The sequence below is a fragment of the Pseudomonas syringae CC1557 genome (assembly GCF_000452705.1).
Classification (GTDB): domain Bacteria; phylum Pseudomonadota; class Gammaproteobacteria; order Pseudomonadales; family Pseudomonadaceae; genus Aquipseudomonas; species Aquipseudomonas syringae_F.
This window is the reverse complement of record NZ_CP007014.1, coordinates 26,312-53,012: the sequence shown is the minus strand read 5'-3', so window position 1 is coordinate 53,012 and position 26,701 is coordinate 26,312. Positions and strand designations below refer to the sequence as shown.

26 protein-coding genes are annotated in these 26,701 nt (G+C 58.4%); 14 read left to right on the top strand and 12 right to left on the bottom strand.

Annotated elements, in window-relative coordinates; all coding sequences use genetic code 11:
* Positions 1 to 19: 19 nt before the first annotated feature.
* On the bottom strand, positions 20 to 1,414 hold the full coding sequence (locus N018_RS00245; RefSeq protein WP_025388550.1) for a COG3014 family protein: 1,395 nt from the start codon (positions 1,412 to 1,414) through the stop codon (positions 20 to 22).
* 337 nt (positions 1,415 to 1,751) lie between these two features.
* Between N018_RS00245 and N018_RS00240 the strand changes: the two genes are divergently transcribed.
* Positions 1,752 to 3,650 (top strand): cytochrome c/FTR1 family iron permease, encoded by a 1,899-nt coding sequence (locus N018_RS00240; protein ID WP_025388549.1) that lies wholly within the window; start codon positions 1,752 to 1,754, stop codon positions 3,648 to 3,650.
* A gap of 183 nt (positions 3,651 to 3,833) precedes the next feature.
* Here N018_RS00240 and N018_RS00235 read toward each other — a convergent pair whose 3' ends face one another.
* The gene (locus N018_RS00235; RefSeq protein WP_024646745.1) at positions 3,834 to 4,121 is read right to left on the bottom strand and encodes a YheV family putative zinc ribbon protein; all 288 of its coding nucleotides are present in this window, start codon (positions 4,119 to 4,121) and stop codon (positions 3,834 to 3,836) included.
* Positions 4,118 to 6,205: an oligopeptidase A gene (gene prlC, locus N018_RS00230; protein ID WP_195757161.1), complete on the bottom strand. Its 2,088-nt coding sequence runs from the start codon at positions 6,203 to 6,205 to the stop codon at positions 4,118 to 4,120. Before prlC ends, N018_RS00235 begins: the two co-directional genes overlap by 4 nt.
* A 76-nt stretch (positions 6,206 to 6,281) precedes the next feature.
* Here prlC and N018_RS00225 point away from each other — a divergent pair, with 76 nt between their 5' ends.
* The gene (locus N018_RS00225; RefSeq protein ID WP_025388547.1) at positions 6,282 to 6,827 is read left to right on the top strand and encodes a gamma carbonic anhydrase family protein; all 546 of its coding nucleotides are present in this window, start codon (positions 6,282 to 6,284) and stop codon (positions 6,825 to 6,827) included.
* A 154-nt stretch (positions 6,828 to 6,981) separates the two neighbouring features.
* Here the strand turns inward: N018_RS00225 and N018_RS00220 are convergent, their stop codons facing one another.
* Complete coding sequence (locus N018_RS00220) at positions 6,982 to 8,028, bottom strand: aminopeptidase (protein ID WP_025388546.1); 1,047 nt, start codon at positions 8,026 to 8,028, stop codon at positions 6,982 to 6,984.
* 179 nt (positions 8,029 to 8,207) lie between these two features.
* On the opposite strand from N018_RS00220, the gene N018_RS25850 reads away from it, so the two are divergent.
* Positions 8,208 to 9,385, top strand: a protein-coding gene (locus N018_RS25850; protein ID WP_195757160.1) for an IS3 family transposase whose coding sequence is annotated in 2 segments (ribosomal slippage) — positions 8,208 to 8,481 and positions 8,481 to 9,385 — 1,179 coding nt in all. Because the reading frame shifts where the segments join, the coding sequence is not laid out codon by codon here.
* A gap of 111 nt (positions 9,386 to 9,496) precedes the next feature.
* Here N018_RS25850 and N018_RS00205 read toward each other — a convergent pair.
* On the bottom strand, positions 9,497 to 9,949 hold the full coding sequence (locus N018_RS00205) for a hypothetical protein (protein ID WP_025388545.1): 453 nt from the start codon (positions 9,947 to 9,949) through the stop codon (positions 9,497 to 9,499).
* Between the two features lie 173 nt (positions 9,950 to 10,122).
* On the opposite strand from N018_RS00205, the gene N018_RS00200 reads away from it, so the two are divergent.
* The 3 genes from N018_RS00200 to N018_RS00190 all read left to right on the top strand — a co-directional run bounded on the left by N018_RS00200 (position 10,123) and on the right by N018_RS00190 (position 13,304).
* On the top strand, positions 10,123 to 10,827 hold the full coding sequence (locus tag N018_RS00200; protein ID WP_025388544.1) for a hypothetical protein: 705 nt from the start codon (positions 10,123 to 10,125) through the stop codon (positions 10,825 to 10,827).
* A 230-nt stretch (positions 10,828 to 11,057) separates the two neighbouring features.
* On the top strand, positions 11,058 to 12,794 hold the full coding sequence (locus tag N018_RS00195) for an OPT family oligopeptide transporter (RefSeq protein ID WP_025388543.1): 1,737 nt from the start codon (positions 11,058 to 11,060) through the stop codon (positions 12,792 to 12,794).
* A gap of 165 nt (positions 12,795 to 12,959) precedes the next feature.
* The gene (locus N018_RS00190) at positions 12,960 to 13,304 is read left to right on the top strand and encodes a hypothetical protein (protein WP_032606457.1); all 345 of its coding nucleotides are present in this window, start codon (positions 12,960 to 12,962) and stop codon (positions 13,302 to 13,304) included.
* On the opposite strand, the gene N018_RS00185 is transcribed toward N018_RS00190, so the two are convergent.
* Positions 13,305 to 13,538: a DUF1161 domain-containing protein gene (locus N018_RS00185; protein ID WP_024647578.1), complete on the bottom strand. Its 234-nt coding sequence runs from the start codon at positions 13,536 to 13,538 to the stop codon at positions 13,305 to 13,307.
* A 116-nt stretch (positions 13,539 to 13,654) separates the two neighbouring features.
* The gene (locus N018_RS00180; RefSeq protein WP_024647577.1) at positions 13,655 to 14,086 is read right to left on the bottom strand and encodes an OsmC family protein; all 432 of its coding nucleotides are present in this window, start codon (positions 14,084 to 14,086) and stop codon (positions 13,655 to 13,657) included.
* Between the two features lie 211 nt (positions 14,087 to 14,297).
* Here N018_RS00180 and N018_RS00175 point away from each other — a divergent pair, with 211 nt between their 5' ends.
* Positions 14,298 to 15,299, top strand: coding sequence for an LLM class flavin-dependent oxidoreductase (locus N018_RS00175; RefSeq protein ID WP_024647576.1), 1,002 nt, complete (start codon positions 14,298 to 14,300; stop codon positions 15,297 to 15,299).
* Positions 15,300 to 15,447: 148 nt separating this feature from the next.
* On the opposite strand, the gene N018_RS00170 is transcribed toward N018_RS00175, so the two are convergent.
* Positions 15,448 to 15,672 carry a DUF1161 domain-containing protein gene (locus N018_RS00170; protein WP_024647575.1) on the bottom strand — a complete coding sequence of 75 codons (225 nt, stop codon included), beginning with the start codon at positions 15,670 to 15,672 and terminating at the stop codon, positions 15,448 to 15,450.
* Positions 15,673 to 15,818: 146 nt separating this feature from the next.
* Complete coding sequence (locus tag N018_RS00165; RefSeq protein WP_024647574.1) at positions 15,819 to 16,034, bottom strand: dodecin; 216 nt, start codon at positions 16,032 to 16,034, stop codon at positions 15,819 to 15,821.
* A 168-nt stretch (positions 16,035 to 16,202) separates the two neighbouring features.
* Between N018_RS00165 and N018_RS00160 the strand changes: the two genes are divergently transcribed.
* Positions 16,203 to 16,529, top strand: coding sequence for a DUF883 family protein (locus tag N018_RS00160; RefSeq protein WP_005894735.1), 327 nt, complete (start codon positions 16,203 to 16,205; stop codon positions 16,527 to 16,529).
* Here the strand turns inward: N018_RS00160 and N018_RS00155 are convergent, their stop codons facing one another.
* Positions 16,530 to 17,486: a LysR family transcriptional regulator gene (locus tag N018_RS00155; RefSeq protein ID WP_024647573.1), complete on the bottom strand. Its 957-nt coding sequence runs from the start codon at positions 17,484 to 17,486 to the stop codon at positions 16,530 to 16,532. It abuts the gene before it with no gap.
* Positions 17,487 to 17,565: 79 nt separating this feature from the next.
* Here N018_RS00155 and trpB point away from each other — a divergent pair, with 79 nt between their 5' ends.
* The 3 genes from trpB (at position 17,566) to N018_RS00140 (ending at position 20,262) form a co-directional block, all read left to right on the top strand.
* Entirely contained in the window at positions 17,566 to 18,795 is a 1,230-nt protein-coding gene (gene trpB, locus N018_RS00150) for a tryptophan synthase subunit beta (protein WP_024647572.1), read from the top strand.
* Positions 18,792 to 19,604 carry a tryptophan synthase subunit alpha gene (gene trpA, locus N018_RS00145; protein ID WP_024647571.1) on the top strand — a complete coding sequence of 271 codons (813 nt, stop codon included), beginning with the start codon at positions 18,792 to 18,794 and terminating at the stop codon, positions 19,602 to 19,604. Before trpB ends, trpA begins: the two co-directional genes overlap by 4 nt.
* 127 nt (positions 19,605 to 19,731) lie before the next feature.
* A complete protein-coding gene (locus tag N018_RS00140) occupies positions 19,732 to 20,262 on the top strand; it encodes an anti-virulence regulator CigR family protein (protein ID WP_025388542.1) in 531 nt (176 codons plus the stop codon).
* A gap of 173 nt (positions 20,263 to 20,435) precedes the next feature.
* Here the strand turns inward: N018_RS00140 and N018_RS00135 are convergent, their stop codons facing one another.
* Together N018_RS00135 and N018_RS00130 are read right to left on the bottom strand one after the other, a co-directional pair.
* Entirely contained in the window at positions 20,436 to 21,260 is an 825-nt protein-coding gene (locus N018_RS00135) for an alpha/beta fold hydrolase (RefSeq protein WP_025388541.1), read from the bottom strand.
* 148 nt (positions 21,261 to 21,408) lie between these two features.
* Entirely contained in the window at positions 21,409 to 22,359 is a 951-nt protein-coding gene (locus tag N018_RS00130) for a choline sulfate utilization transcriptional regulator (protein WP_025388540.1), read from the bottom strand.
* A 114-nt stretch (positions 22,360 to 22,473) separates the two neighbouring features.
* Between N018_RS00130 and betC the strand changes: the two genes are divergently transcribed.
* From betC to N018_RS00115, 3 genes are all read left to right on the top strand, one after another.
* Positions 22,474 to 23,979, top strand: coding sequence for a choline-sulfatase (gene betC, locus N018_RS00125; protein WP_025388539.1), 1,506 nt, complete (start codon positions 22,474 to 22,476; stop codon positions 23,977 to 23,979).
* Positions 23,980 to 24,018: 39 nt separating this feature from the next.
* Positions 24,019 to 24,945: a choline ABC transporter substrate-binding protein gene (locus N018_RS00120; RefSeq protein ID WP_024647563.1), complete on the top strand. Its 927-nt coding sequence runs from the start codon at positions 24,019 to 24,021 to the stop codon at positions 24,943 to 24,945.
* A 164-nt stretch (positions 24,946 to 25,109) separates the two neighbouring features.
* Positions 25,110 to 26,678 carry a SulP family inorganic anion transporter gene (locus tag N018_RS00115; RefSeq protein WP_024647562.1) on the top strand — a complete coding sequence of 523 codons (1,569 nt, stop codon included), beginning with the start codon at positions 25,110 to 25,112 and terminating at the stop codon, positions 26,676 to 26,678.
* Positions 26,679 to 26,701 lie beyond the last annotated feature (23 nt).

Here is a 26,701-nt window from a genome sequence, read left to right as displayed (position 1 = left end):
GGAAAGTCTCCGTTCGGGGTTATTTGGCGATGGCAATGGCTTGCGGAACGTTCGAGGGCATCACCTGCGCTGCAAGACTGCCCGCAAATACCTGGCTACCCAGGGCACGCAGGGAAACCACCTGATAACGTTGATCCACCTTGACCCGCACATGCGACCCGCCGAGCGAATTGGGCAGGATGATCTGATGTTCGCCCTGGGTAAGACGCAGACGCGCCACCAGCGTGTTGTCCGGCAACGTGCGCCAGGTGCGCGTGTCGGCACCCTCGGTTACCGCAGAAGCAATACCTGCAGCCAGGCCTGCCAGCGGGTTGACGTCGTTGAGCTGCTTTTGCGCAACGCCACGGGTGATGGCGCGCACCGTGGTGCGCAGGATGATGCCAGGCATGTCGTCACGCAGTGCGCGACGCGACATGGCGGTCGTACTGTTGAGCAGGGTCAGGTTGAGTGGCTGGCCGTCCAGAATGATCTGGTTGAAGGTCGGCGTGGTGGTGTCCGGCTTGATCACCGGAAATGACAGTGGCGTGATCACCAGATTTCCGCTGATGGGCAGCGGCAGCGGGATGCGCACCGAGTCACGCGCAGGGGCGAAGCCGCTCTGTACGACAATCAGCACCTCGCTGTTACCGTCCTTGCTGGCCGCAGCGTCGAGGTCCTTGATGGCTTGTTCAAGCAACGGCGTGTTGGGGCGTAGTTCGGCAGCCTTGCGATAACCCGGCGCAGCGAGGCCTTTTTCGCCAAGTGCCTCATAGACAAAGCCGGCCAGGTAATGACTGAACGCGCTCTGATAGCTGTTCTTCAGGCTGACGACTTCCGGCGCATCCAGCGAAGCAACCGGGTAGCCGTGCAGGTCCTTGAATCGGGTTTTCACGCCGCGATTTTCTGCTTCCTGCTCGCTTTTGAGGTACTCCTTGTCACGCAGCTCGGCGATCACCGCTTCGCGTTCGTGCGTCTTCTTGATCTCGGTCCGGGCACCGTCGAAATCGTTACGAGCCAGAAGATTGAGCGCCATCTGAGTGGTCAGCATGACCTTTTCGTAGTCATAACCTTCATAACGACGCACCTTGTCGTTGACCAGAAAACTGCCGAACTGGGCCAAATACTTGTCGGTGTCGAGCCTGACTGACTCTTCCCACTTGAACACCACCTGATCAGCAGTGCGCCAGGCGATCTGGCTGCCAATGAAGTCACCCTTGGCACGCAGCAGCTCGCCCTTCTCGAAGTAATAGAGAAGGTCTTTGTCTTCACCCGTGTTGTTTTTTTCCAGCGTGCCCAACGCGGCGTCGACATTGCCGCTGGCCAGTTGCTGACTGGTTTCCTTGAGCTCGGTGTCATAGCTACGGAAGGCAGAACAGCCTGCCAGTTGCGTCGCAATGATCAATGCAAGCGCAGTCAAGGCACGAGGAGAGGACATGGTGCTTTCTATTCCCTTAGTGATAGCTGAGGCGAGAACGCCAGCCATGCGGAGCCGTGTTCAGGTAGCGAGGCTGCCTGAGTATCTGCCTGCCCGGGTTGAGCGGGCCGACAGTGAAGGCGCGGGAGTATAAGCTGCAAAACGCCTAAAGCAATGGCATTTTGATATCTCACAAATCTTTCAGACCTTTCCTACGCTCAGCGGGTCTGTCGCTACTTCTGGTCCGGGTTTCAAGCGCTTGTCGTAAGATTCGGTAACAAAAACACATCTCGGCTATTGAGAAGCGCTCTTGCGGAGTTAACAATGCAATGAATCGTATTCTTATCGAGATTCTGCAATGCTCCTCCGCCCTCACTTGCTTGCCTGGCTGCTGACGCCGCTATTGACGCTGTGCAGCCTCAGCGCACTGGCCGACCCCGTCGAAGGTGCAGCCCAGGCGCTGCATCTGCTGGATTACGTCAGCGCTGATTACCCGGCTGCGGTAGCGGAGGGCAAGGTTGTGGCAGCCGCCGAGTATCAGCAGCAACTTGAAAATCTGACCGCGCTACAAGCCCTGATCCTGACGCTGCCGCAGCGTGCCGAGCGCGCGGAGCTGGAGCAAGGTGTCGGGGAACTGAAAAGCGCCGTGACCCGCCACAACGACGGCGAGCAGGTCGCGCGTCAGGCACGGCAATTGGGCGCGAAGCTGGCGCTGGCGTATGAAGTCAGCCAGGCACCGGCCATCACACCGGACCCGGCCCGGGGTGCGCCCTTGTATGCACAGCATTGCTCGGTCTGCCACGGTGACAGCGGCGCGGGTGACGGCCCTGCGGGCATTGGCCTGGAGCCTGCACCGTCTGACCTGCGCGACGCGACGCGTCTTGATCGCCTGAGCCTATACGACCTTTACAACGCAACCGGCCTCGGCATTGCCGGTACCGACATGCCAGCGTTCGCTGATCAGCTAGACGATCGCCAGCGTTGGGACGTTGCGACCTATATCGCCAGCTTCAGTGCGAAGCCGGTCGCCAATCCCGCCAAGACCTTCAACATCGCCGATCTGGCACGTCAGACGCCCGCCGAGATTCTGGCCGCCGAAGGCCAGGATGCCGCCGCGACCTTCAGGGCCCAGCGCGCGCAGCCACCGCAAGTGCAGCGCGGTCCGGCGCAACTGCTGGATTACACCAGCGTAACGCTGGACAAGAGTCTGGCCGCTTACAAGGCAGGCGATCGCGAGCAAGCCTACGACTTATCGGTCGCAGCCTATCTGGAGGGTTTCGAGCTGGTCGAAAGCTCACTGGATAACGTGGATGCCAATGTCCGCAAGGACACCGAAAAGAGCCTGATGGCCTATCGTCAGTCGTTGCAGGACGCACTGCCGTTGCCGCAGGTCGCGCAAAAACTGGAAGCTGCGAAATCCAGGCTTAAGGAATCGGCAGGGCTATTGGGCAGCGATGGCCTAAGCCAGTCGTTGAGCTACATTTCCGGCCTGTTGATCTTGTTGCGCGAAGGTCTGGAAGCGATTCTGGTGCTGGCGGCGATTCTGGCGTTCCTGCGCAACACGGGGCAACAGTCTGCCGTGCGCAGCGTCAACATCGGCTGGGGACTGGCGCTGCTGGCCGGTCTGGGGACCTGGGCACTGGCGGCTTACGTGATCGACGTCAGCGGCGCGCAGCGTGAATTGCTGGAGGGCGCCACGGCCCTGTTCGCCAGCGTGATGGTGCTCTGGCTCGGCGTGTGGATGCATGACCGTCGCCACGCTGCCGCCTGGCAGGATTACGTCAAGAGTAGCCTGGTCGGCGGCGGCGGCCGATTCGGGTTCGCGGTACTGGCGTTCTTCTCGGTGTATCGCGAACTGTTCGAAGTCATTTTGTTCTACGAAACCCTGTGGTTGCAGGCCGGTCCGGCCGGACACGATGCCGTGCTGGCGGGCGGTGCCACGGCGCTGGTGCTGCTGGTCGGGCTGGCGTGGGTGATCCTGCGCGGCTCGGCGAAGCTGCCGCTGTCGATGTTCTTCGGCATCAACGCCGCGCTGCTCTGCGCGCTGTCGGTGGTGTTTGCTGGGCATGGCGTCAAGGCGCTGCAAGAAGCAGGCATATTCGGCACCCGGCCGGTGCCGTTCTTCGAGTTCGACTGGCTGGGTATTCATGCCGACCTGTACTCGCTCGGCGCGCAGGCCATCGCCCTGATCGCCATTGCAGTGCTGTACGGGCGCAGCCTTCTGGCGGAGAAACGCAGGGTTCAGGCGACCGACTGAGGCCATTGCGTTTACAGGGCAAGCGACGTCGGTGGCTTGTCCTGTATCACCTTTCGGTGCGCCATTGCTGCACGCCATCAGGATGTATTCAAACCCTATACGAACAACCACCTGCCATTACTGTCGGTGGCAATAAAAAAGGTTCGCTAACCAGCGAACCTTTTTATTTGAAACACCGAAACATCAGTCGAGATCAACCGGCTTCTTCAGCTTCGGATTCGGAAAGAATTGCACGCCCTGTACCTTCGGATCGGCCGGTTTGACCGCCGCCTTGTTGACCCGCGTGCCCAGTTCCTTCGGAATCGAAATGCCTTGGGCGTTGAGCGTATCGCTATAACCACAGCCAACGCATTCGCGGTGCGGCACGTCGTCTTCGCTCCACATCATCAGCTTGTCAGGCTCACTGCACGCCGGGCAGACAGCCCCGGCGATGAAGCGCTTCTTGGTAATGACTACCGGTGTATCGGTCATGCTGCCGCATCCTCACTCAAGCCACTGTGACGCAACAATGCGTCAATCGACGGCTCGCGTCCGCGGAAATCGACGAACAGCACCATCGGCGCCTGTGAACCGCCACGCGCCAGAATGGCCTCGCGGAAGGCGCGACCGGTTTCAGCATTTAGCACGCCGTCTTCCTCGAACTTCGAGAACGCATCGGCAGACAACACTTCGGCCCACTTGTAGCTGTAATAACCTGCTGCGTAACCGCCTGCGAAGATGTGCGCAAAGCTGTTCGGGAAGCGGTTGTAAGCGGGCGGGCGCATCACCGACACTTCGTCGCGAACGCCTTCCAGCACGTCAAGTACGCTGCGCCCATCGCCATGGGTCGCATGCAGTTCAAAGTCAAACATCGAGAACTCAAGCTGACGCACCATCATCAGGCCGGACTGGAAGTTCTTGGCCGCGAGCATTTTCTCCAGCAGGTCCTGCGGCAGTGGCTCACCGCTTTCGTAATGACCGGAGATCAGCGCAAGACCTTCAGGCTCCCAGCACCAGTTTTCCATGAACTGGCTCGGCAACTCGACCGCGTCCCACGCCACACCATTGATACCGGACACGCCGGCATGCTCGACGCGGGTCAGCAGGTGATGCAGACCGTGACCGAACTCGTGGAACAGGGTGGTGACTTCATCGTGGGTCAGCAACGCAGGCTTGCCGGCCACTGCCGGTGTGAAGTTACACACCAGATTGGCCACCGGGCTTTGCAAAGTGCCTTCAGCGGTACGACGACGGTCACGAGCGCCATCCATCCAGGCACCGCCACGCTTGTTGGCGCGCGCATACAGGTCGAAGAAGAAGCGCCCGACGTGCTGGCCGTTTTCCTTGATCTCGAACAGGCGAACATCCGGGTGCCAGGTATCGAAGCCTTTCTGCTCGGCGATCTCGATGCCGTACAGGCGCTGGACGATGGAGAACAGACCGTTCAGCACCGTATCGATAGGGAAGTAGGCGCGCAGGATTTCCTGGGAAACGCTGTAACGCTGTTCGCGCAGCTTCTCGCCGTAGAAACCGCTGTCCCAGCTTTGCAGATCCGGGCAGCCCTGTTCAGCAGCGTACGCCTTGAGCTGCTCAAGGTCCTGAGCGGCGAACGGCTTGCTGCGCTTGGCCAGATCACGCAGGAAGCTCAGCACTTGATCACTGGACTCGGCCATCTTGGTGGCGAGACTCAATTCAGCGAAGTTTGCGTAGCCCAGCAGTTGTGCCAGCTCCTGACGCAGATCGAGAATCTGCTCCATGACCGGCGTGTTGTCGTTCTTGCCCGCATTCGGGCCTTGATCCGAGGCGCGAGTGCAGTACGCCGTATACAGCTCTTCGCGCAGGGCGCGGTCTTCGGCGTAGGTCATCACCGCGTAGTAGCTCGGGAATTCCAGGGTAATCAGAAAGCCTTCGAGGTCCTTGGCCTTGGCGGCGGCGGCCATCTGCTGTTTGGCAGAATCGGTCAGGCCGGCGAGGGCGGACTCGTCAGTGACCAGCTTGGTCCAGGCCTGAGTGGCATCGAGCAACTGGTTTGAAAACTGGCTGCCCAGCTCCGACAGCTTGCTCTGCACTTCGGCGTAACGCTTCTGCTGCTCGGGAGGCAGATCGATGCCGGACAAACGGAAGTCACGCAGCGCCTGTTCCAGAATGGTCTTCTGCGCCACATCGAAGGTGGCCGCTTCAGGGCCATTGGCCAACGCTTCATAGGCCTGGAACAGCTCGCGATTCTGACCCATCTCGGTTGAGTAGGCGCTCAATGCCGGCAGGCAGGACTCATAGGCTTCACGCAGTTCTGCGCTGTTGCACACAGCATTCAGGTGGCTGACCGGACTCCATGCCGCACCGAGGCGGTCATTCAATTCGTCCATGGTCAGCACCAGACCGGCCCACGTCGGCGTCGAGCCCTGTTTTGCGAGGATGTCAGCAATCGCGGCACGGTTGTCGGCCAGGATTTGTTCGATAGCAGGTTTGACATGTTCGGCACGAATCGCCGAAAAGGGTGGCAGGTCGTACGATTGCAGAAGAGGGTTGTTCGCGCTCACAGTTTTGCACCTTGCCTGGAAGAAACACTCAGCCATCTTAATTACAATCGACGCCGACCGCAGCAACCAAACCCGATCCACACGCCTATCACTGCCAAAGAAGGAGCCTATCGTGGCCATTCGCAAGTTTCAGGACCACACCCCAGCCCTTGGCGAACGGGCCTTTGTCGATCATTCAGCGATAGTCATCGGCGACGTTGCCATCGGCGCCGACAGCTCTGTCTGGCCGTTAACGGTCGTACGCGGCGACATGCACCGTATCCGCATCGGCGCACGCACCAGCGTCCAGGACGGCAGCGTGCTGCACATCACCCACGCAGGCCCCTTCAACCCGGACGGTTTCCCGCTACTGATCGGCGACGAAGTGACCATCGGCCACAAATCGATGTTGCACGGATGCACAATCGGCAACCGGATTCTGGTCGGCATGGGCACCACTATCATGGACGGCGCAGTTGTCGAAGACGAAGTCATCATCGGCGCAGGCAGTCTGGTGCCGCCGGGCAAAGTGCTGGAAAGCGGCTTTTTGTACGTCGGCCGTCCGGTCAAACAGGTCCGCGCATTAACCGAAAAGGAAATCGCCTTCTTTCCGTACAGCGCCACCAATTACGTGAAGCTCAAGGATCAGCACCTGGCGGAGGGGTTTGATAAGGGTTGAGGCTGGCTATCGTTCCTGCGCGCTCGCTATCATTCCTACGCTCCAGTGTAGGAATGCATCCCGTGATGCTCCGCGTCACAAGTCATAGGCCGCACAGCCCATCCTTGAGGGGGACGAAAGGCATTACCACGCAGAGCGTAGTAACGAGAATCCATCAAGGCATCAATGCTCGCAGCGCAGCCTTGCGCGACTCAGCAGGCATCCCGCCCAACTTCTCCACCGCCCGATAAAACGCCTGCCAATCCCCATTCTCCTGCCTGAACAAGGCCGCAAACGCTGGCACCCACTGATCATAAAGACCAAACGGCAGCAGCTTCGCGTTGTTCATCGGGCTGTTGATCCAGCCATCAAAACGTTTGTCACCGGCCCACTGCCCATCCCGCAACGTCCGATAATCACGGCGCAGCCGTTCAAACTCCGCAGCCTTGCGCACGCGCATCGCCTCAGCCGACAGCGGCTGACGATAAAGGTCCTTGAGCCGCTCCCGAGTAGCCAGCACCAACTGAATAAACTGATCACGCCGCGCCGACTGCGAAACACTCTCCGGCGGCAAACCCCGCGCCGCACGCCATTGCCGCGTACCTTCCTGCTCGACAAAACTGGCGTACGACTCGTTGAACTCAGTGTCGTCCTTCACATAAAAGCGCTGATGCGCCAACTCATGGAAAATCAGCGTCGCCAGACGCTCATCACCCCAGCCCAGCATCGAACTGAGAATCGGATCATCGAACCAGCCCAGCGTCGAATACGCCTCCACACCACTCAAATACACATCCTTGCCCGCCTGACGCTGCAACGCCGCCTCACCACGCGCCCCGCCAGGGCTGTAATAACCGCGATACGCGACACAGCCAGCAATCGGAAAACAATGCGTGACCGGCTCCAGCGAAAACTCATCCGTCGCGAACACATTCCACACCACATAAGGCCGCCCCAGATCCGCATACAGGCGATAGCTCTGGTTATCCGGAAGATGCAGATGCTCACTGGCAAAGCTGCGCGCCAGCTGCGACCGGGCCAGATGCTCGCGCAAACCGGCATCCCGAGTCGGATCAGCAATGATCTTTTCCACAGGCTCACGCGCCTGCAACAACTGCCACTGCCCCTGCGCCAACTGGCCGTAATAGGAGAGGCTGGAGCAGCCGGTTAGCAGCGTAATGGCTATCAGTGAAAGCAGGCGTAAAGCGGAGAGTGTGGGCATGGACGGGAGGGCTTTGGTGGTTTGGATGTGGTGATGTTATGCCGGACGGGTGTGAGGGTGTGCAACTGTTGTGAAGGTTGCGGGCGGTCAGTGGTGGTATATCTGGTGTGCAGATAGATGACGTTGCCCCTGAAAAACGTATCCCTTGCCATGCATCTCAATAGCCGCAAGGATACGACATGACTAAGTCCAAGACAGACCGCGTTAAATACACCCTCGAGTTCAAGCTTGAGGCCGTGCGACTGGTTGATACCGGCCTGACACTTGCTGCCGCTGCCCGTTCTCTGGGTATGTCTGACCAAACCCTGTTCAACTGGGTAAAGGCTCATCGACAAGGCAGGCTGACCGGCGCTGACATCAAGCCTGTCACTCCCGAGCAGATGGAGATAAGCCGTCTGCGAGCCGAGCTGACGCGCGTCAAGATGGAGCGCGACATTCTGGAAAAGGCGACGGCGTACTTCGCAAAAGCATCCAGCTGAAGTACGCGTTCATCTTTGATAATCGGCGTCTCTGGCCTATTGGCGTGCAATGCCGGGTGCTGGGCGTCAGTGCTACCGGCTTTCACGGTCACCAAGTCCGCTGTGCAGCCAATGGCCCTCAACGAGGTGTCAGCGACACGGCATTGCTCGTGCACATCCGCGTTGCTCATGCCCGTAGCCGTGGCAGTTACGGTTGGCCTCGGATCTGGCGGGGGTTGCTGGCTGACGGTGTTCGTGTCGGCAAGGAGCGTGTGCAAAAGCTGATGCAGCTCCACGGCATTTACGGCAAGGGCAAAAGACGTTTCAGGGTCACGACCGATAGCGCCCATGACTTGCCGATTTCACCCAATCTTCTGGATCGTCAGTTCACTGTGACGGAGCCAGACAAGGCTTGGGTGGGTGACATCACCTATATCCCGACCGATGAGGGCTGGTTATTTTTGGCCGTCGTTATCGACCTGTTCAGCCGTCAAATCGTGGGTTGGTCGATGGATGAGCGGATGAAAAGCAGTTTGGTGATCGATGCGTTGCGCATGGCCTGGTTCAAGCGCCACCCACCAAAGGAGTCAGGGTTACTGTTTCATAGTGATCGGGGAAGTCAGTACGCCAGCTTCGACTTCCGAAATACCCTCTTGGCCTACGGGATCGCCAGTTCCATGAGTCGACGCGGCAACTGCTGGGATAACGCGTGCAGCGAGACCGTGTTTGGTTCGCTTAAAGTGGAGCGCCTGCATGGCCTGAAATTCAAGACCCGACGCGCCGCCAAGGACGAGGTCATGAACTGGCTGCTGTGGTACAACCAGGATCGCCTTCACTCAACACTGCTTTACGTAAGTCCGATGCAATACGAGAAGAACTGGAAAATGCTGCAACCTTAGATACCCAACCCGGATGCCGGGTTAAGGGATACGTTTCTCGGGGGCAAGGTCAAGAAGCTGCTCCACTGAACCGGCCCTGCTTGAGATTCATTCCTTCAAAGATCACCATAGTTAGAGGGGAAGCCTTGCCCTAATCCATTCCAGGCGAGTGGGAGGCATAGTGATTGCGTGATCTTTCTGCTCCTTGTCATCTTGATAGATAATACTATTTTCGGAAATTTTAAGCGGCTCATGTCCGGGCTGACCGTCCCAAAAAACCTTATAATATCTCCTGACCAATAGTTCACCTTGATCATCGAAGACAGTCAAACGAACCCTTTCCATACCATCTCCATTAAAAAGACTATTATTTACGCCTGCCCCGCAAATATTTATCACAAACACTTTATCATCGATTTTTTTCGTACCTCCATTTAATTTTTTTGTGTAGCTATATTTCTGACACTCAGCATTATCAAACAGACTAAAAAAAGATAAATGTATTCCGACAATACATATCGTAATAAATGCGCAAAAAATCACTACAGCTCTTACGGCCTTCACATTGTTTTTTAGGATTTGCATAGCGTATCCGGCCTTATCGTGGTGGGAGATTTTAGGCTTGTGAATCGGGCTAATCTACAACCGGTTGCGAAAAGTTCGCATATGCCCCTTGATTCCGACACCGGTGCTTTGGCTGAGTGCTGATACACTGCACATATAGCAGCCATTTGGGCAGCCCAAGATCGGACTCTGAGATGAACATCAAAGATTTTTGCACTGCTCATGGATTCGATATGAGCAAATGCGGAGTAGCGTTAGGTGGTGGCAGCTTCACTATGATTGAGCTGAAGACCTCGCCTGTCGACTTCTTGAGCTTGGCGGAGGAAGACTTTGAACGGGGCGGGCTCTCGGCACTTGTAAATGCGACGACTAATATTAAGCGTGCGATTGTCTGCCAGCTAGATCAACTGCTAATTTCGCTTGGCTATCCCTCACTTCGATGGAACGTACCAAAAAAAATAGAGCAGTTGAGAGCTCTTGGGTTATTGGCACCAAGTCTTTTGCGCAAAGCAGTTGCTATGCGAAATATACTTGAGCACGAATACGATCCCCCTGAGCTCAAAGCAGTTGAGGAAGCTTTGGATATCGCAAGTCTGTTCGTGATGTCCGTTTCTGCTATGTTCATCCCTTTTGATGATGTCTTGGAATTTTCGCTTCACGATTTTGCGACAGGAACCAGCCCTGTAACGCAAGTTACAGCAGGCTTAAACCGAGGATCTCATGGCGTTTTCTACACTGTCTATGCTTATGAGCCCGGCGGAAAATGCGTAGGACAATGTGAAATTCTGTCAGGGCACGCGCTTTTCGAGGCCATGGTCAAGATTTCCGCATCACTGATGCTGCGATACAACGTCAAACAATCATTTAAAAACTTTGACGAAGTGTACGCTAAGCTATGAGTAACCACGAATACCACAGAATCAATTTAAGGTGAAGTGACTAATAATTTGATCCCGCTATACCTCTTGGCATGACAACACCTTTTGATCAAAGTGTTAAATCAAGAAATCCGGTAAAGTAACTGGTCAATATTCAGCACGCAGCCCCCTTGAACCTTCACCCACCCCAACACTCTTTTCTAATGCAGTAGCTATACCTTCCTCAACGCCCACAGCCGAAAGGATTCCGCATGCCTACAACCCCACTTCCCGACATCCCCCCCGTCCAACGCGAACTCAGCCTGCGTGCCGTCATCACTGGCATCATCCTGGGCATTCTGCTCACCCCCTCCAACGTCTACGCAGGCCTGAAGATTGGCTGGTCGTTCAACATGTCGATCATCGCGCTGTTGATCGGTTACGCCATCTGGCAAGGCCTGGCCAGGCGTTCGCCCAATCAGCCACCGTGGACGCTGCATGAGAGCAACATCAATCAAACGGTAGCGTCGGCCGCTGCGTCCATCATTTCCGGCGGGTTGGTGGCGCCGATTCCGGCGTATACGTTGTTGACCGGGCAGCAGCTGGACGCTGTTCCGATGATGGCGTGGGTGTTTTCGGTGAGTTTTCTGGGAATCTGGATTGCGTGGTATTTGCGGCCTTCGTTGCTCAATGACAAGTCGCTGAAGTTTCCGGAGGGCATGGCGACGCTGGAGACGCTGTTGCACATTTACAATCAGGGTCGTGAGGCCGCCACGCGGTTGAAAGTGTTGCTCAGTGCTGCGTTGCTGTCCGGGCTGGCGAAGTGGGTAGATACCTTTGTGTGGGCGTTTCCGCGTTGGTCGCCAAGTGCGCAGCTGGAGCGGCTGACGTTTACTGCTGACCCTTCGCTGTTGTTGGTGGGGTTCGGCGCAATCATCGGGATTCGTGTGGGTGTGACGCTGTTGTTCGGTGCACTGCTGGCGTGGGGCGGTCTGGCGCCATGGTTATTGGCGCAAGGGCTGGTGACCTTGCCAGCTGGCAGCAATGGCCCGCAGTTCGCGGCATTGGTGGCGTGGTTGTTGTGGCCGGGAGTGAGCTTGATGGTCTGCTCGACGTTGGCGTCGCTGGCGATTCGGTTGTGGGGATTGCACGCGTCCACTAAAGCGAGCAGCGGGACTGTCTGGGCGATGCCAAAGCCGGGGCCCGCACTTGGTTTGCTGCTGTCGATCATCCTCGTGGTAAGCCTTCAGGCGTTGTTGTTCGGCATCAATCTGTGGATGGCGTTGTTGACCATCCCTCTGGCGATTTGCCTGGCGGCAGTGGCTGCGCGGGTGGTCGGCGCGACGGGCATTCCGCCGATTGGGGCCATCGGGCAGTTGTCGCAGTTGAGCTTTGGTATCGTCGCGCCCGGCCAGGTGACGATCAATCTGATGAGCGCGAATACCGCTGGCGGTTCGGCCGGGCAATGCACGGACTTGATGAACGACTTCAAGGTGGGCAAGGCGATTGGCGCCACGCCACGCAAGCAATTGGTCGCTCAGACGCTGGGGATTTTTGTAGGCAGTATCGTGGGCGTGCTGGCCTACATGGCACTGATCCCAGACCCGCAAACCATGCTGCTTACCGAGGAGTGGCCAGCGCCGGCAGTGGCCACCTGGAAAGCCGTGGCGCAAACCCTGACGCACGGGCTGGACTCGTTGTCGGAGAGCATCCGCTGGGCTATTTTCATTGCCGGTATGGCGGGGACGTTACTGGGCATCCTCGACAGCACATTGCCCGCTCATCGCGTCCGCTATTTACCGAGCGCCGCTGCCTTGGGCCTGGCGTTTGTGCTGCCCGCTTCGGTGTCTTTGATGATGGCCCTGGGTGCGCTGCTCACGTGGGCAGTGAGCTGTCGCTGGGCGAGCCTCACCGAACGCTTCGCCATTACCGTTGCGGCGGGCTTGATCGCCGGGGAGAGCATGACGGGAGTGGGGGCTTCGTTGTGGCAAATGTTTGGTAACGGCTGACCCTGAAGGCAAAACCGTCGATTACTTATGGCAGGGTATGCCCCAAGCAACACCTCAATCCACTTGGCACGGAACCACCAAATGCGCCTCGTCCCTCTGATAACCGCATTCACCCTCGTAACGCTCGCCGGATGCGCAGGCCCTTTGCCAGCCGTCGACCCGAACATGGCGTGGGTCGACATGCGCACCATCACCGGCCAGTTGATCATGGCCGACAAGCTCGATGGCGAGAACACTTATGACGGGCGCTATTTTCAGGTGACGCCGGGCAGTCACGAGTTACAGGTGCGTTATGATTACGAATACCGGTCGGGCGGGATGGGCATGATCGGCGATGAGTACACCGAGATCACCTGTTACGTCAGTGTTCGTTATGACCACTTCGCCGCAGGGCAGCACTACATGCTGGAGGTGCGCTCAATGGCCAACAGTGTCGACGCCTGGCTTTACGATGCAGAGCGCAAGGTGGTGGCCGAAGAGGAAGAAGAGGGCGGCGTGCACTGCATCTGATCAGCGGTCATTACGCTGGTAGATGATTTTTTTCGTGCCGTTAGCGCAGGTGCCGACGACCATGTTGGGATCGGTGGCTTCTTCGTTGGCGACGATTTCCAGCGTGTAAGACGTTACGTTGTTGGCCTGGATCTTGGCTTCGATTTCATCCTTGAGTTCTTCACAGGATTTCGGCGCTGCAAGCGCACCGGTCGCCAGCACAGTACAGGTCACTGCCAGAATAAAACGTTTCATGCTCGACTCCTGATCAAAATCAAACCATGCGCATTAACGCATGACCGATGAAGCAAGCCAGCTTTATACAGTAGATACAGGAGCGCACAAGGCGCTCCCGCAAAGCCCACCGAGGATCAGCTCACCAATGTGGCGTCCAGAGTGATCTTGGCGTTCAACACTTTCGAAACCGGGCAGCCTTCTTTGGCTTGCTTGGTCAGTTCGTCGAACTTCTCTTGTGTTGCACCCGGCACTTTGGCCTTGAGGGTCAAATGCACGGCACTGATCGCAAAGCCGCCTTCGACCTGGTCCAGCGTCACATCGGCTTGCGTATCGATGCTTTCAGCGGTCAGGCCTGCGCCGCCCAGAATCATGGACAATGCCATCGAGAAACAGCCTGCGTGGGCTGCGCCGATCAGTTCTTCAGGGTTGGTGCCCTTGCCGCCTTCAAAACGTGCCTTGAAGCCGTAAGGTGCTTCACGCAACACGCCGGTTTCCGTGGAGATGCTGCCGATACCGCTTTTCAGATCACCTTCCCAGTGGGCGGATGCTTTCTTGACGATGCTCATGGTGGCTCCTTTTGGAATGAATTTGGTTCATTGCTGTTACAAGGTTCTGAGGATAGACCGTCCTGGAAAGTTCAACCGTCGGAAAGACCTACTGTTTAAGTAGGTTTTTACCCGACTGCCATTGAAAAGCAAGACTTGCGCCCGCACTGCTGTTTCATCGTGGGCAGCTCCAGCAGCCAGCCCATCTCAATTCGAGGAGCTACCCCGGCCTATGAAACGTCTGGCAGATGTAAAGATTTCTACCCTTGATCTGGTGCCCGTGCGCCATGACAGAGGTCCCGCCGAGTCCCTGCGCAATTCCCTGAACCTGGCTCAGCACGTTGAAAAACTGGGCTATAACCGCTTTTGGGTGGCTGAACACCACAACATGGACGGCATCGCCAGTTCGGCGACTGCCGTGCTGCTTGCGTACCTGGCTGGTGGCACGTCGACCATTCGGGTCGGGTCGGGCGGGATCATGCTGCCCAACCACGCGCCGCTGGTGGTGGCCGAGCAGTTCGGCACCCTGGCGAGCCTGTATCCTGATCGAATTGATCTGGGTCTGGGTCGCGCGCCTGGCTCCGATCAGATGACTGCTCGTGCCCTGCGCCGTGAACGCTCCGGCAGCGCTGAGGATTTCCCGGATGATGTGACCGAACTGATGGCATACCTCGGGCCACGCACACCTGATCAAAAAGTGATCGCCGTACCGGGCTCGGGCACCAACGTGCCGGTCTGGCTGCTGGGCTCAAGTCTGTTCAGCGCTCAACTGGCAGGCATGCGCGGACTGCCGTATGCCTTCGCGTCGCACTTCGCACCGCGCTACATGCACGAAGCGATTCGCGTCTATCGCAATCACTTCCAGCCCTCGGCAGAGCTCGACAAGCCTTACGTGATGCTTGGCGTTCCGCTGTCGGCGGCAGACACCGATGAGCAGGCCGAATACCTGGCGACCTCGGTCTACCAGCGCATTCTCGCCTTGATGCGCGGGCACAGCCTGATGCAGCGGCCACCCGTGGACTCGATGGACGGCCTGTGGCTGCCGCACGAACGTGAAGCAGTGGCAAGCTTCCTCGGGCTGGCGATGGTCGGCGGTCCGGAAAAGATCCGCGCCAAACTGGACGTGTTGCTGGAGCAGACCGATGCCGATGAGCTGATCTTCACCTGCGACATGTACGAGCACCAAGACAGGCTGCGCTCCTACGAGATCCTCGCGCAGGTCGCACACGGCTAAGCGATCTTGTAAATCAGCAAGTGTTCGACCCTAAACAGAATCGCCCCGGACTGGTGACAGTCCGGGGCGATTCTGTTCGTGAAACCTGCAACGGGATTAACCGGCGGCCTGACCTGAATCAGCTTCGAGGGCCAGGCTCTACCGGTAATCAACCGCGCTGGTAAACGATTTCTTTGCTGCCGCCTTCGCAGGTGCCGACGACTTGCTTGCCTGCCGCGCTGCCTTTCTCGACCACTTCCAGCGTGTAGGACGTTACGCCCTTCGCCTGGAGCTTTGCGTCGAGTTCACTTTTCAACTCTTCACATGGCTTGCCTGCCGCGAAGGCAGTGCCTGCGATGCTCAACAAGCCTACAGCCAATATAAACTTCTTCATGGGTAATCCCTCTCGTCCGGCCAGATAAAGACGCCATCGGAACAGGCGCCCATTGAACATCCCCGCGCTCATACCCGCCCGTTGACGGGTCACGTGGTATATAGCGCAGGTTATGGCAATCGGCCAGCCGAAAGGTTCAGCGCTGCCTAGCTGTTGGCGATACGGAAGCCGACTTTCAGGGTGACCTGAAAATGCGCCACTTTGCCGTCTTCGATGTGACCACGGGTTTCAGTCACTTCAAACCATTCCATGTGGCTGAGGCTTTTGCTGGCCTCGGCCAGAGCGTTATTGATGGCATCTTCGATGGTGGTGGTGGAAGAGCCGACGATTTCGACTTTTTTGTACGTGTGGTGATCGGTCATGGCAGTTCTCCTGAGGGTCTGAAAAAGACGCGATATAGAGCGCGCTCCCTGCTTCTGTCAGGGGAACGCGCGCAAAAGTTCAGCTCTTTGTACAAATCGCATCGCACTTTCCAAAAAGCCCGCAGTCCGAAACAACACACGCTCACTCATCATTGCAGGAGAAACACCATGGCTACTACTTCACTACGCAAGGCCTCGTTGCAGAGCATGGAAGCTGAAATCGAGAGCCTCCTGAAGTCGCTCGAAGGCCTGAAAGCCGATGCTACCGACGAGTCGCGCAAGACCCTGAAAACCCTGAAAGCCAACGCTGAAAGCGCGCTGAGCCATTCGCGCAGCCTGCTGAGCGATGTCTATGAAGACGTCAAAGAAAAAACTCGCGAAAACGCTTTGGCTACTCGTGACTACGCTCAGGAACACCCATGGACTACCGCTGGCGTTGCTGTAGGTGCCATCGGCCTGATCGCAGCCTACATGCTGTTCAAGCGCGGCAACTGATCAGATTCTGATCGGGTCCCCAGACTGCTTAAGCTCATTTTTTAACCACTGAGCCAACTGTTGCGCCCGACCATCGGCCGCACGTCTGGGTACCCACAACGCCAGCTGCGCCGGGGTTTCACTGAAACCCCATGGCGCAGCCAGGCGTCCGGCTTTCAGGTCATCAATGACCAACGGCTCCGGCGCAATCGCAATACCCAGGCCAGCCACGGCCGCCTCCAGCAAATAATACAAATGTTCGAAACCCTGACCGTAGCGTAACGCTTGCTCATCAATGCCGTTCTGCTGTGCCCAGCTTGGCCAGGCTTGCGGGCGCGAGGTGGTTTGCAGCAGAGATTCGTCGAGCAAAGCCTCGGCGGGCGCATTACACAGGCTTTCAAATCGCTCGAATCGCGGACTTAAAACCGGCCCGATGCGTTCGCTGACCAGTTCGAAGACCTGCATGTCAGCAGGCCAGGGCGGCTCGGCGAATACCAGCAGTGCATCAAGCCCGGGGCGACGTGGATCAAGATCGCCTTCACCAGCCGACAAGTGCAGGCGCAGGTCCGGCAGGTCAGCGTTCAAGCGGCTCAGACGCGGGATAAACCAGCGCGCCAGCAGGCTGCCGGAACAACCCAGGACGAACGGCGCGTCGGCGCTGCCCTTGCTCAGCTCGGCGCACACACCTCGCAGCCGGTCGAACGCTTCGCCGCTGGCATCGCGTAACCGAATGCCCGCATCTGTGAGTTTCAGGCCACGCCCGTCCTTGCTGAACAGGCTGACGCCCAAATGCTCTTCAAGCACCTTCAATTGACGACTGACAGCGCCGTGCGTAACGCTCAATTGCCCGGCGGCGAGGCTGACGCTACCCAGTCGGGCGGTACTTTCGAAGGCACGCAAAGCATTCAGGGGAGGGAGGTCGCGGCTCATGATATGTGAGTTTTCCTGACAGGTTGTGGCGATCTTATCGGTTTTCATCCGGGCGCGCGCTGGTTAAAGTGGACCCATTGCCGATCCGGCTCACCCAATTCGCCCATTACTGCAACTGGAGCACCTCATGACCCAGACCAATCTCCGCAGCGGCCCTGACGCCAACGGCCTATTCGGCTCATTTGGCGGCCGCTACGTGGCTGAAACCCTGATGCCGCTGGTGCTAGACCTCAACCGCGAGTACGAAGCCGCCAAGGCTGACCCGGAATTCATCAAAGAGATGGCCTATTTTCAGCGCGATTACGTGGGTCGCCCAAACCCGCTGTACTTCGCCGAGCGCCTGACCGAGTTCTGCGGCGGAGCGAAGATCTACTTCAAGCGTGAAGAGCTCAATCACACCGGCGCGCACAAGATCAACAACTGCATCGGCCAGGTGCTGCTGGCCAAACGCATGGGCAAAAAACGCCTGATCGCGGAAACCGGTGCCGGTATGCACGGCGTTGCGACTGCAACCGTTGCTGCACGTTTCGGCCTGCCTTGCGTGATCTACATGGGCGCAACCGACATCGAGCGTCAACAGGCGAACGTGTTCCGCATGAGGCTGCTGGGCGCTGAAATCGTCCCGGTCACCTCCGGTACCGGCACCCTGAAAGATGCGATGAACGAAGCCCTGCGCGACTGGGTGACCAATGTAGACGACACCTTCTACCTGATCGGCACCGTGGCAGGCCCCCACCCGTATCCGGCGATGGTGCGTGACTTCCAGTCCATCATCGGCAAGGAAACCAAAGAGCAGATGCAGGAGAAAGAGGGCCGTCTGCCGGACAGCCTGATTGCCTGCGTCGGTGGTGGCTCCAACGCCATGGGCCTGTTCCACCCGTTCCTTGACGACGCCAGCGTAGAAATCATCGGCGTCGAAGCAGGCGGTCATGGCGTCAACACAGACAAGCACGCAGCCAGCCTGAATGGCGGCGTACCGGGTGTGCTGCACGGCAACCGTACCTACCTGCTGCAGGATGGCGACGGGCAGATCACCGATGCGCACTCGATTTCTGCCGGTCTGGACTATCCAGGCATCGGTCCGGAACACGCCTTCCTGCACGAAGTGAAGCGCGTCGAATACGTCAGCATCACCGACGATGAAGCGCTGGACGCGTTCCATCAATGCTGCCTGCTTGAAGGCATCATCCCGGCGCTGGAAACCGCTCACGCTCTGGCCGAGGCCATGAAGCGGGCGACCAACCTGCGTGACGATCACTTGATGGTCGTGTGCCTGTCCGGGCGCGGCGACAAAGACATGCAAACCGTCATGAATCACATGGCAGCCGCTGAAAAAACTCAGGAGACGCTGGTATGAGCCGTCTGGAACAACGTTTCGCCCAGCTGAAAACCGAAGGCCGTGCGGCGCTGGTGACCTTCATCACTGCCGGTGATCCTGGCTACGACACTTCGCTTAAAGTCCTCAAGGGCTTGCCGGCTGCGGGCGCTGACGTGATCGAGCTGGGCATGCCGTTCACCGATCCGATGGCAGACGGAGTAGCCATTCAGCTGGCGACACTGCGCGCCCTGGACGCGGGCCAGACCCTGCAAAAAACCTTGCAGATGGTCAGCGAGTTTCGTGTCGACGATCAAACCACGCCGATCGTGCTGATGGGTTACTACAACCCGATTCATCGTTTTGGCGTTGAAGCGTTCGTGGCGCAGGCGAAGGAAGCGGGCGTCGATGGCCTGATCATCGTTGACCTGCCGCCCGAGCACGATGCCGAGCTGGCAACCCCTGCGCAGACGTCCGGCATCGACTTCATCCGCCTGACCACGCCGACCACCGACGATGCGCGCCTGCCGCGTGTGTTGCAGCGCAGCTCCGGGTTTGTCTACTACGTGTCGGTTGCCGGTGTGACCGGTGCCGGTTCGGCGACCACCGAGCATGTCACTGAAGCCATCGCGCGTCTGCGTCGTCACACTGATCTGCCGATCAGCGTTGGTTTCGGTATTCGCACACCCGAGCAGGCCGCCGCCATTGCTCGTCTGGCTGACGGTGTTGTGGTGGGCTCGGCGTTCGTCGACAAGATCGCCACCGCCGAGTCGCCGGAGCAAGCGATTGATGGCGTACTGACGCTGTGCGCCGCATTGGCCGAGGGTGTACGTAACGCGCGCGCCAGCTGAGGGTAAAGTTTCTGATACAGAGGAATCAAAGCGCTATCAACGGTTCTATGTAGCAAGACATAAGGGGTTCATGACCATCGTCATGAACCCCTTTTTTGCTGCATTGAGTGACGCCGAGGAAGCACCCATGAAACTGCCAAACCGTTTTATCACTGGCCTGGGCATCTTGATGATCAGCGCCAGCCCGCTGCTGCAAGCTGCGCCGCCAGACCAGCGCGGCGAGGGCCCGGGCGATAACCGTGGTCTCCAACAACCGGGGCCGCAGGACAATGGCGGGCATAACGAGCTTGGCAATGACCGTGGTCCGGGCAATGATAACGGCAGGGGTCCGGATAAAGGCCCGGGCAATCAGCCTGGTAAACAGGCTCATCAGGACAACCGTGGCGGCAACCGTCCACCGCAGGATTTCGGCGACGTGCGCCAGACTTTCCAGCAACACCGCGACGTCATCGGCCGAGGCCAGCCGTTGCCACCTGGCGTACACATCGCCAAGGGCCGTCCGTTGCCACCGGGTTACGGCAAACGCCTGGACAGCCGCTCGCTGCAATACCTGCCACGTTATGACGGCTACGAATGGCGCCGCCTGGGCACCGACGTGGTGCTGATCGCCGTGGGTTCGGGAATTGTGTACGCGATTCTGGATGGGGTGTTGAATTGATAGCCTGCTGACGCCCTTGAATGCGCGACCACGTGCAGACTTGTGACGCGGAGCGTCACGCAGGGCGTTCCCACGCTGGAGCGTGAGGAACGATAATCTCGACTATCGTGCGACGCTCCGCGTCGGCATGCCGTTCTGGACGCTCTGCGTCCGATCTTGAGCGTCTGATGTGCTCAACCCTGCTTCTGATTCACCCGCGCCAAAAACGCCATCAAAGCCCCCGACACAAACGCCGGATTTTCCAGATTGGCGATATGCCCCGCCTCAGGCACCAGCACATAAGAGCAGCCAATAAGACTGGCCATCTCACGAGTTTCCTCAGGCGGGCGCGGGATGTCCGCATCGCCGCACATTACTAGTGTGGTATCTGCATTCAGTTGCTCAAGCAACCCGAGCCGGTCATCACGGCCAAAGATCATCCGCCCCAACGGTACAACGGACTCGCGCAACTGCTCTGCATTCATGCCCGCCAACGCCGCTCGAAAGGCCTGATACACAGGCGACTGCGGATCAATGCCAGGACGAAAAAAGATCGGCACCACGATGTCCAGCAGCGGCGCAGGGAAAGCACCCGTTTCTTCCAGCTTGTCGAGTAGCGAGAAGTAGTAGGCCTTCTTGGCCTCCGACTCCTTGCCCAGATAAGTGTCCATCAACACCAGCCCGATGATGCGCTCAGGCGCCAGCAGCGCCGCAATGGCGCCCCACATACCACCCACCGACAGCCCGACGATGCTGCAACGCTCGATATTCAAATGATCCAGCAGCGCCAGCGCGTGGCGGGCCAGATCATCGAGATTGCGCGTGCCCTCTGGAAACCCGCTGGAGTCCCCGTGCCCCCAAAGGTCCGGCACAATCACCCGATACTGGCTGGCCAGCGTGTCGATCTGCGCACTCCACATCGCCTTGTCCCAGAGGTAACTGTGCCCCAGCAAGACAACCGGGCCAGTGCCTTGGTCAGAATAGTGAAGTGTCTTACCGTCGATGAGTAGATCCGGCATTTCTGATGACCCTCTGTCTTGGTCTTTTCAGCATTTATTTCAAGCGGCCTATGGCAGGCGGCTGATGATCTTAAAGCGTATGCATGACCATTTTTTTTTGAAGTTTGCGCTGTAACAGACCGAACGGTCACTTTTCAGCAGGGCAATATTACACCGCAATCGACGGCAACGGCCTACCCGCCAATGAAACCCCGCTCAACGCCTGTTCACTCGCCAGCCAGTCCATGAATTGCTGAACGATCTGCACCCGTCGTTTACGTTGAGGCAAAACCACGTAGTAACCGTGGCCGGAAATCGCAGCGCCGGCGATGGGGCGGCAGAGCAGGCCCTGATCGAGCAGACCATCGACCAGATGCTTCCAGCCGATAGCGATGCCTTGTCCACCTATCGCAGCCTGGATCAGCAAGGTGTAATTGTCGAAGCGCAGCTGACCGGGCGCGGGGGCCTGGGGAATATCGAGTGCGCGGAACACACCCGCCCAGTCGAACCAGTTGTTGATGCTCTCGCCGCGCAGGTGCAGCAACGGAAAGTCGCGCAAGGCGTCATTGGACAAAGGCGTCTGGCGGCCGGCAATCAGCAACGGACTGCACACCGGGAAGACTTCTTCGCTGAACAGCCAGTGGCTTTCGCCTTGTTTGAAACGCCCGTCGCCGAACAGTACGGCGACATCGATATCAGCGCGTAACATGCTGTGGGTACGCTCGCTGGTCACCAGACTGACGTCCACGTCCGGGTTGACCTTGTGGAAGCGGTGCAGGCGCGGCATCAGCCAGTAGGCGGCGAAGGCAAAGTCAGTGGCGACCTGGAGCACCTCGTGCTGGTGCTGCTCGGTGATAGCTATCAGCCCGCTGTCGATGGACTGCAAGCCAGCTTGCACATGGCTGAACAATATTTCACCGGCTTCGGTAAGCTCGATGCCACGATAAATCCGGTCAAACAGCCGGGTGTTTAGCTGTTCTTCGAGGCGCTTGATCTGTTGGCTGACGGCAGGCTGGGTAGTGCCTAGCTCGATTGCCGCAGCGGTAAAGCTGCGCAGGCGGGCTGCAACTTCAAAGGCACGCAGCAGATCGAGGGACATATCGCCAAAAGCTTTAAACATAAGCGGTGCTTATCCTAGGCATTGCTGCACATGGGCTTTACCATCAAACACGAGGGCTTCATCCTCGTACCCGGCACTTTCGCATAACTTTTCACAATGGGATGCAGCGATTACATGAAGCGCAAAAATATTCTGTTCATCATGGCCGATCAAATGGCCGCGCCGATGTTGCCGTTATACGCCCGCTCACCAATTCTGATGCCAAATCTGAGCCGCCTCGCCGCTGGGGGCGTGGTGTTCGACTCGGCATATTGCAACAGCCCGCTGTGTGCGCCATCGCGCTTCACTCTGGTCAGCGGTCAGCTGCCCACCAAGATCGGCGCGTATGACAACGCGGCCGACTTTCCGGCGGATATCCCGACTTATGCGCATTACCTGCGCGCACTGGGCTACAAGACCGCGCTCGCGGGCAAGATGCATTTTTGCGGACCGGATCAGTTGCACGGTTACGAAGAACGCCTGACCAGTGATATTTACCCCGCCGACTACGGCTGGTCGGTGAACTGGGACGAACCGGATGTGCGGCCGAGCTGGTACCACAACATGTCATCGGTTTTGCAGGCGGGCCCGTGCATTCGCACCAACCAGCTGGATTTCGATGAAGAGGTGCTGTTCAAGGCTCAGCAGTACCTCTACGACCATGTGCGGCAGGACGGTGACGCGCCGTTCTGCCTGACTGTTTCCATGACTCACCCGCACGACCCGTACACCATTCCGCTGCCGTTCTGGGACCTGTACAGCAACGACGAAATCCCGATGCCTACGCCGCACGCCAATCAGGCCGCGCTGGACCCGCATTCGCAACGGCTGCTCAAGGTCTACGACCTGTGGGACAAACCACTGCCGACCCACAAGATTCGTGATGCGCGCCGCGCCTACTTTGGCGCCTGCAGCTACATTGACCTTAACGTCGGCAAACTGATGCAGACGCTGGATGAAGTCGGGCTGGGGGAAGACACCATCGTGGTGTTCTCCGGCGATCATGGCGACATGCTCGGCGAGAAGGGCCTCTGGTACAAAATGCACTGGTTTGAAATGGCCGCTCGCGTGCCGCTGGTGGTGTATGCACCGGGGCAGTTCAAACCGGGCCGGGTCAGTGCTTCAGTGTCGACGGCCGACCTGTTGCCGACCTTTGTCGAAATGGCCAACGGCAAGCTGGACGCCGGCTTGCCGCTGGACGGACGCTCGCTGATGCCGCACCTGAAACGCAAAGGCGGGCACGATGAGGTCTTTGGTGAATACATGGCCGAAGGCACGAACAGCCCGCTGATGATGATCCGTCGTGGCGCCTACAAATTCATTTACTCGGAACAGGACCCGTGCCTGCTGTTCGATGTGAAGAAGGACCCGAAAGAGCAAAAGGATCTGAGCCAATCGGCAGCTCATGAAAAGATCTTCAATGACTTCCTGGTCGAAGCTCGGGCCAAATGGGACATCCCGGCGATACACCAACAGGTGCTCGCCAGCCAGCGCAGAAGGCGCTTTGTCGCCAAATCGCTGGCAACCGGCAAGCTGAAGAGTTGGGATCACCAGCCACTGGTCGACGCCAGTCAGCAGTACATGCGCAACCACATTGATCTCGACGATCTGGAGCGCAAGGCACGTTTTCCGCAACCTTGACCCTGCCCACACCAAAAAAATCAAAAAAGGGGTACATCAATGAAGAAGTTATCCACAGCCGTTGCAGCCGCAGTCATGACGCTCGGCAGCCTTGCGGCACAAGCAGAGGACGCCAGTTGCAGCACCGTAAAGATGGCCGATCCTGGCTGGAGCGACATCGCTGCCACCAACGCCATCACCAGCTTGGTGCTTGAAGGCCTGGGCTACAAGGCCAAGGTCGACACGCTGGCGGTGCCGATTGCCTACGGCGGTTTGAAAGACGGCAAGCTGGACGTGTTTCTGGGTAACTGGATGCCGGCGCAGCAGGGCTTCTACGACAAGTTCGTGGCCACTGGCGATGTGACGCAACTGGCGAAAAACCTTGAGGGCACCGAGTTCACGCTGGCTGTGCCGGATTACGTCTGGGACGCAGGGGTGCACGATTTTGCCGACCTGAGCAAATTTGCCGACAAGTTCGACAAGAAGATCTATGGCATCGGCTCGGGCGCACCCGCCAACCTGTCGCTGCAGGAGATCATCAAGAAGAACGAGTTCGATCTGGGCAAGTGGAAGCTGGTTGAGTCCAGCGAGCAGGCGATGCTCGCCGAGGTCAATCGCAACGTGAAGAAGAAAGCGTTTGTGGTTTTCCTCGGCTGGACGCCGCACCCGATGAATGTGCAGATCAAGGGCATGCACTACCTGAAGGGTGGCGAGAAATATTTCGGCGACACCGGCTCGGTCTTCACCCTGACCCGCAAAGGTTATGCACAAGCCTGCCCGAACGTCGGCAAGCTGCTGACCAACCTGAGCTTCACCCTGGACATGGAAAACAGCATCATGGCCGACGTGACCAACAAGAAAGTCAGCAACAGCGACGCGGCCAAAGCCTGGATCAAGGCCAACCCGACGGTGCTGGACAAGTGGCTGGATGGCGTACAAACCGTTGATGGCAAGGATGGGCTGGCGGCGGTGAAGGCGAAGTTGTAGGTGTAATGCTGTCGTTGGTGACGCGGCGCGTCACGAAGGGCATTACCACGCTGGAGCGTGAGCAACGATAGGCGTCTCAGGACGTACGCTGATCGAGCCCATGCTCCGCGTGCATGCAGTTCCGGACGCTCTGCGTCCTCTACATTTACTCACCCGAGGGACCGATGCGCTGGCTCAATCACCATAAATTCCTGCCGTTTCTCGCCTGGCTGCCGCGTCAGACTCGCGCCAGCGTGGGGCGGGACGCGCTGGTGGGTTTGAGTGGAGCGATTCTGGCGCTGCCGCAATCAATCGCTTATGCACTGATCGCCGGGCTGCCGCCGGAGTACGGTCTGTACGCCGCGATTGTTCCGGTCATCATCGCCTGCCTGTGGGGCTCTTCCTGGCACCTGATCTGCGGGCCGACCGCCGCTATTTCCATCGTGCTGTATGCCAGTGTCAGTCCGCTTGCCGTTCCGGCCAGTCAGGACTACATCATGCTGATCCTGCTGCTGACCTTCATCGCCGGAGTCTTCCAGTTATTACTGGGGATGATGCGTTTCGGCGCTCTGGTGAATTTCGTTTCCCACTCAGTTGTCATCGGTTTCACCCTGGGCGCTGCCGTCGTGATTGCCCTCGGACAGATGCCCAATCTGCTGGGGCTCGACCTGCCGAGCCAGACCACTGCCCTCAACAGCCTGAACGCCGTGCTTGAACATCGCGGCGAAGTCGATACGTCTTCGCTGATACTCGGGCTGCTGACCCTGGCGCTGGGCATCGGCCTCAAGGCGCTGGTGCCACGCTGGCCTACGCTGCTGATCACGCTGGTATCGAGCGGTCTGCTGGTCTGGCTGTGGCCGGCCATGTTTGGTCAGGTGCGCGTGGTCAGCGCCTTCGTCGGGCATCTGCCGCCATTCAGCCCGCTGTCGCTGGACCTTGAGGTGATTCTCAGGCTGCTGCCGACGGCCGTAGCGGTGGGCATGCTCGGGCTGGTCAACAGCCTGTCGATTGCCCGCTCGCTGTCGGCACGCTCGCAACAGATGCTCAACGCCAATCAGGAAGTCCGTGCTCAGGGGCTGTCGAATATGGTCGGCTCGCTGTTTTCCGGCTACCTGTCTGCGGGCTCGTTCACCCGTGCGGCGCTGAACTATGAAGCGGGTGCCAGCTCGCCGTTGGCGGGGGTATTTTCGGCGCTATGGGTCGCGCTGTTCGCTGTCGCCGGAGCCTCGCTGATCTCGCACATTCCGATCCCGGCCATGGCCGCCTCGATCCTGCTGATTTGTTGGGGGCTGGTGGATAGACGTGGCATTCGCGCGCTGTTCCGGGTCAGCCGCGCCGAGTTTTTCGTGATGGCGCTGACCTGCCTGGCGACGCTGTTGCTGGAGCTGCAAACCGCGATCTACGCAGGCGTTCTGGCTTCGCTGTTCTTCTACCTGAAACGTACCTCGCAACCCCGTGTGCAGCAGTGGCGTGAAGGTGATGAAGATGTCCTGCGCGTGGGCGGCTCGATTTTCTTCGGCGCCAGCCACTACCTGCAAACCCGCCTGCAACGCACCCAGGCGCAACGCGTGGTGATCGACGCGCAGCAGATCAACTTCATCGATTACTCGGGTGTCGAGATGCTTCACCAGGAAGCCAGACGCCTGGCTCGGCAAGGGCGAGTGCTGGTTCTGCGCAATGCCCGACCACCTGTGATCGAGGAGTTGCACAAACTGGAAGGTGCGGAGAAATGCCCGATTCTGTTTGAGGATTGAGCCATAACTCATCGTCCCGACGC

Excerpts from the sequence above, each read along its gene's own strand:
- N018_RS00200 (WP_025388544.1), top strand. The coding sequence starts at position 10,123 with ATGAACATCAAAGATTTTTGCACTGCTCATGGATTCGATATGAGCAAA.
- N018_RS00235 (WP_024646745.1), bottom strand. The coding sequence starts at position 4,121 with ATGACCGATACACCGGTAGTCATTACCAAGAAGCGCTTCATCGCCGGG.
- N018_RS00185 (WP_024647578.1), bottom strand. The coding sequence starts at position 13,538 with ATGAAACGTTTTATTCTGGCAGTGACCTGTACTGTGCTGGCGACCGGT.
- N018_RS00160 (WP_005894735.1), top strand. The coding sequence starts at position 16,203 with ATGGCTACTACTTCACTACGCAAGGCCTCGTTGCAGAGCATGGAAGCT.
- N018_RS00175 (WP_024647576.1), top strand. The coding sequence starts at position 14,298 with ATGAAACGTCTGGCAGATGTAAAGATTTCTACCCTTGATCTGGTGCCC.
- betC (WP_025388539.1), top strand. The coding sequence starts at position 22,474 with ATGAAGCGCAAAAATATTCTGTTCATCATGGCCGATCAAATGGCCGCG.
- trpA (WP_024647571.1), top strand. The coding sequence starts at position 18,792 with ATGAGCCGTCTGGAACAACGTTTCGCCCAGCTGAAAACCGAAGGCCGT.
- N018_RS00195 (WP_025388543.1), top strand. The coding sequence starts at position 11,058 with ATGCCTACAACCCCACTTCCCGACATCCCCCCCGTCCAACGCGAACTC.
- N018_RS00140 (WP_025388542.1), top strand. The coding sequence starts at position 19,732 with ATGAAACTGCCAAACCGTTTTATCACTGGCCTGGGCATCTTGATGATC.
- N018_RS00135 (WP_025388541.1), bottom strand. The coding sequence starts at position 21,260 with ATGCCGGATCTACTCATCGACGGTAAGACACTTCACTATTCTGACCAA.
- N018_RS00115 (WP_024647562.1), top strand. The coding sequence starts at position 25,110 with ATGCGCTGGCTCAATCACCATAAATTCCTGCCGTTTCTCGCCTGGCTG.
- N018_RS00130 (WP_025388540.1), bottom strand. The coding sequence starts at position 22,359 with ATGTTTAAAGCTTTTGGCGATATGTCCCTCGATCTGCTGCGTGCCTTT.
- prlC (WP_195757161.1), bottom strand. The coding sequence starts at position 6,205 with ATGGCTGAGTGTTTCTTCCAGGCAAGGTGCAAAACTGTGAGCGCGAAC.
- N018_RS00165 (WP_024647574.1), bottom strand. The coding sequence starts at position 16,034 with ATGACCGATCACCACACGTACAAAAAAGTCGAAATCGTCGGCTCTTCC.
- N018_RS00190 (WP_032606457.1), top strand. The coding sequence starts at position 12,960 with ATGGCGTGGGTCGACATGCGCACCATCACCGGCCAGTTGATCATGGCC.
- N018_RS00245 (WP_025388550.1), bottom strand. The coding sequence starts at position 1,414 with ATGTCCTCTCCTCGTGCCTTGACTGCGCTTGCATTGATCATTGCGACG.
- N018_RS00240 (WP_025388549.1), top strand. The coding sequence starts at position 1,752 with ATGCTCCTCCGCCCTCACTTGCTTGCCTGGCTGCTGACGCCGCTATTG.
- N018_RS00180 (WP_024647577.1), bottom strand. The coding sequence starts at position 14,086 with ATGAGCATCGTCAAGAAAGCATCCGCCCACTGGGAAGGTGATCTGAAA.
- N018_RS00120 (WP_024647563.1), top strand. The coding sequence starts at position 24,019 with ATGAAGAAGTTATCCACAGCCGTTGCAGCCGCAGTCATGACGCTCGGC.
- trpB (WP_024647572.1), top strand. The coding sequence starts at position 17,566 with ATGACCCAGACCAATCTCCGCAGCGGCCCTGACGCCAACGGCCTATTC.
- N018_RS00205 (WP_025388545.1), bottom strand. The coding sequence starts at position 9,949 with ATGCAAATCCTAAAAAACAATGTGAAGGCCGTAAGAGCTGTAGTGATT.
- N018_RS00220 (WP_025388546.1), bottom strand. The coding sequence starts at position 8,028 with ATGCCCACACTCTCCGCTTTACGCCTGCTTTCACTGATAGCCATTACG.
- N018_RS00155 (WP_024647573.1), bottom strand. The coding sequence starts at position 17,486 with ATGAAAACCGATAAGATCGCCACAACCTGTCAGGAAAACTCACATATC.
- N018_RS00170 (WP_024647575.1), bottom strand. The coding sequence starts at position 15,672 with ATGAAGAAGTTTATATTGGCTGTAGGCTTGTTGAGCATCGCAGGCACT.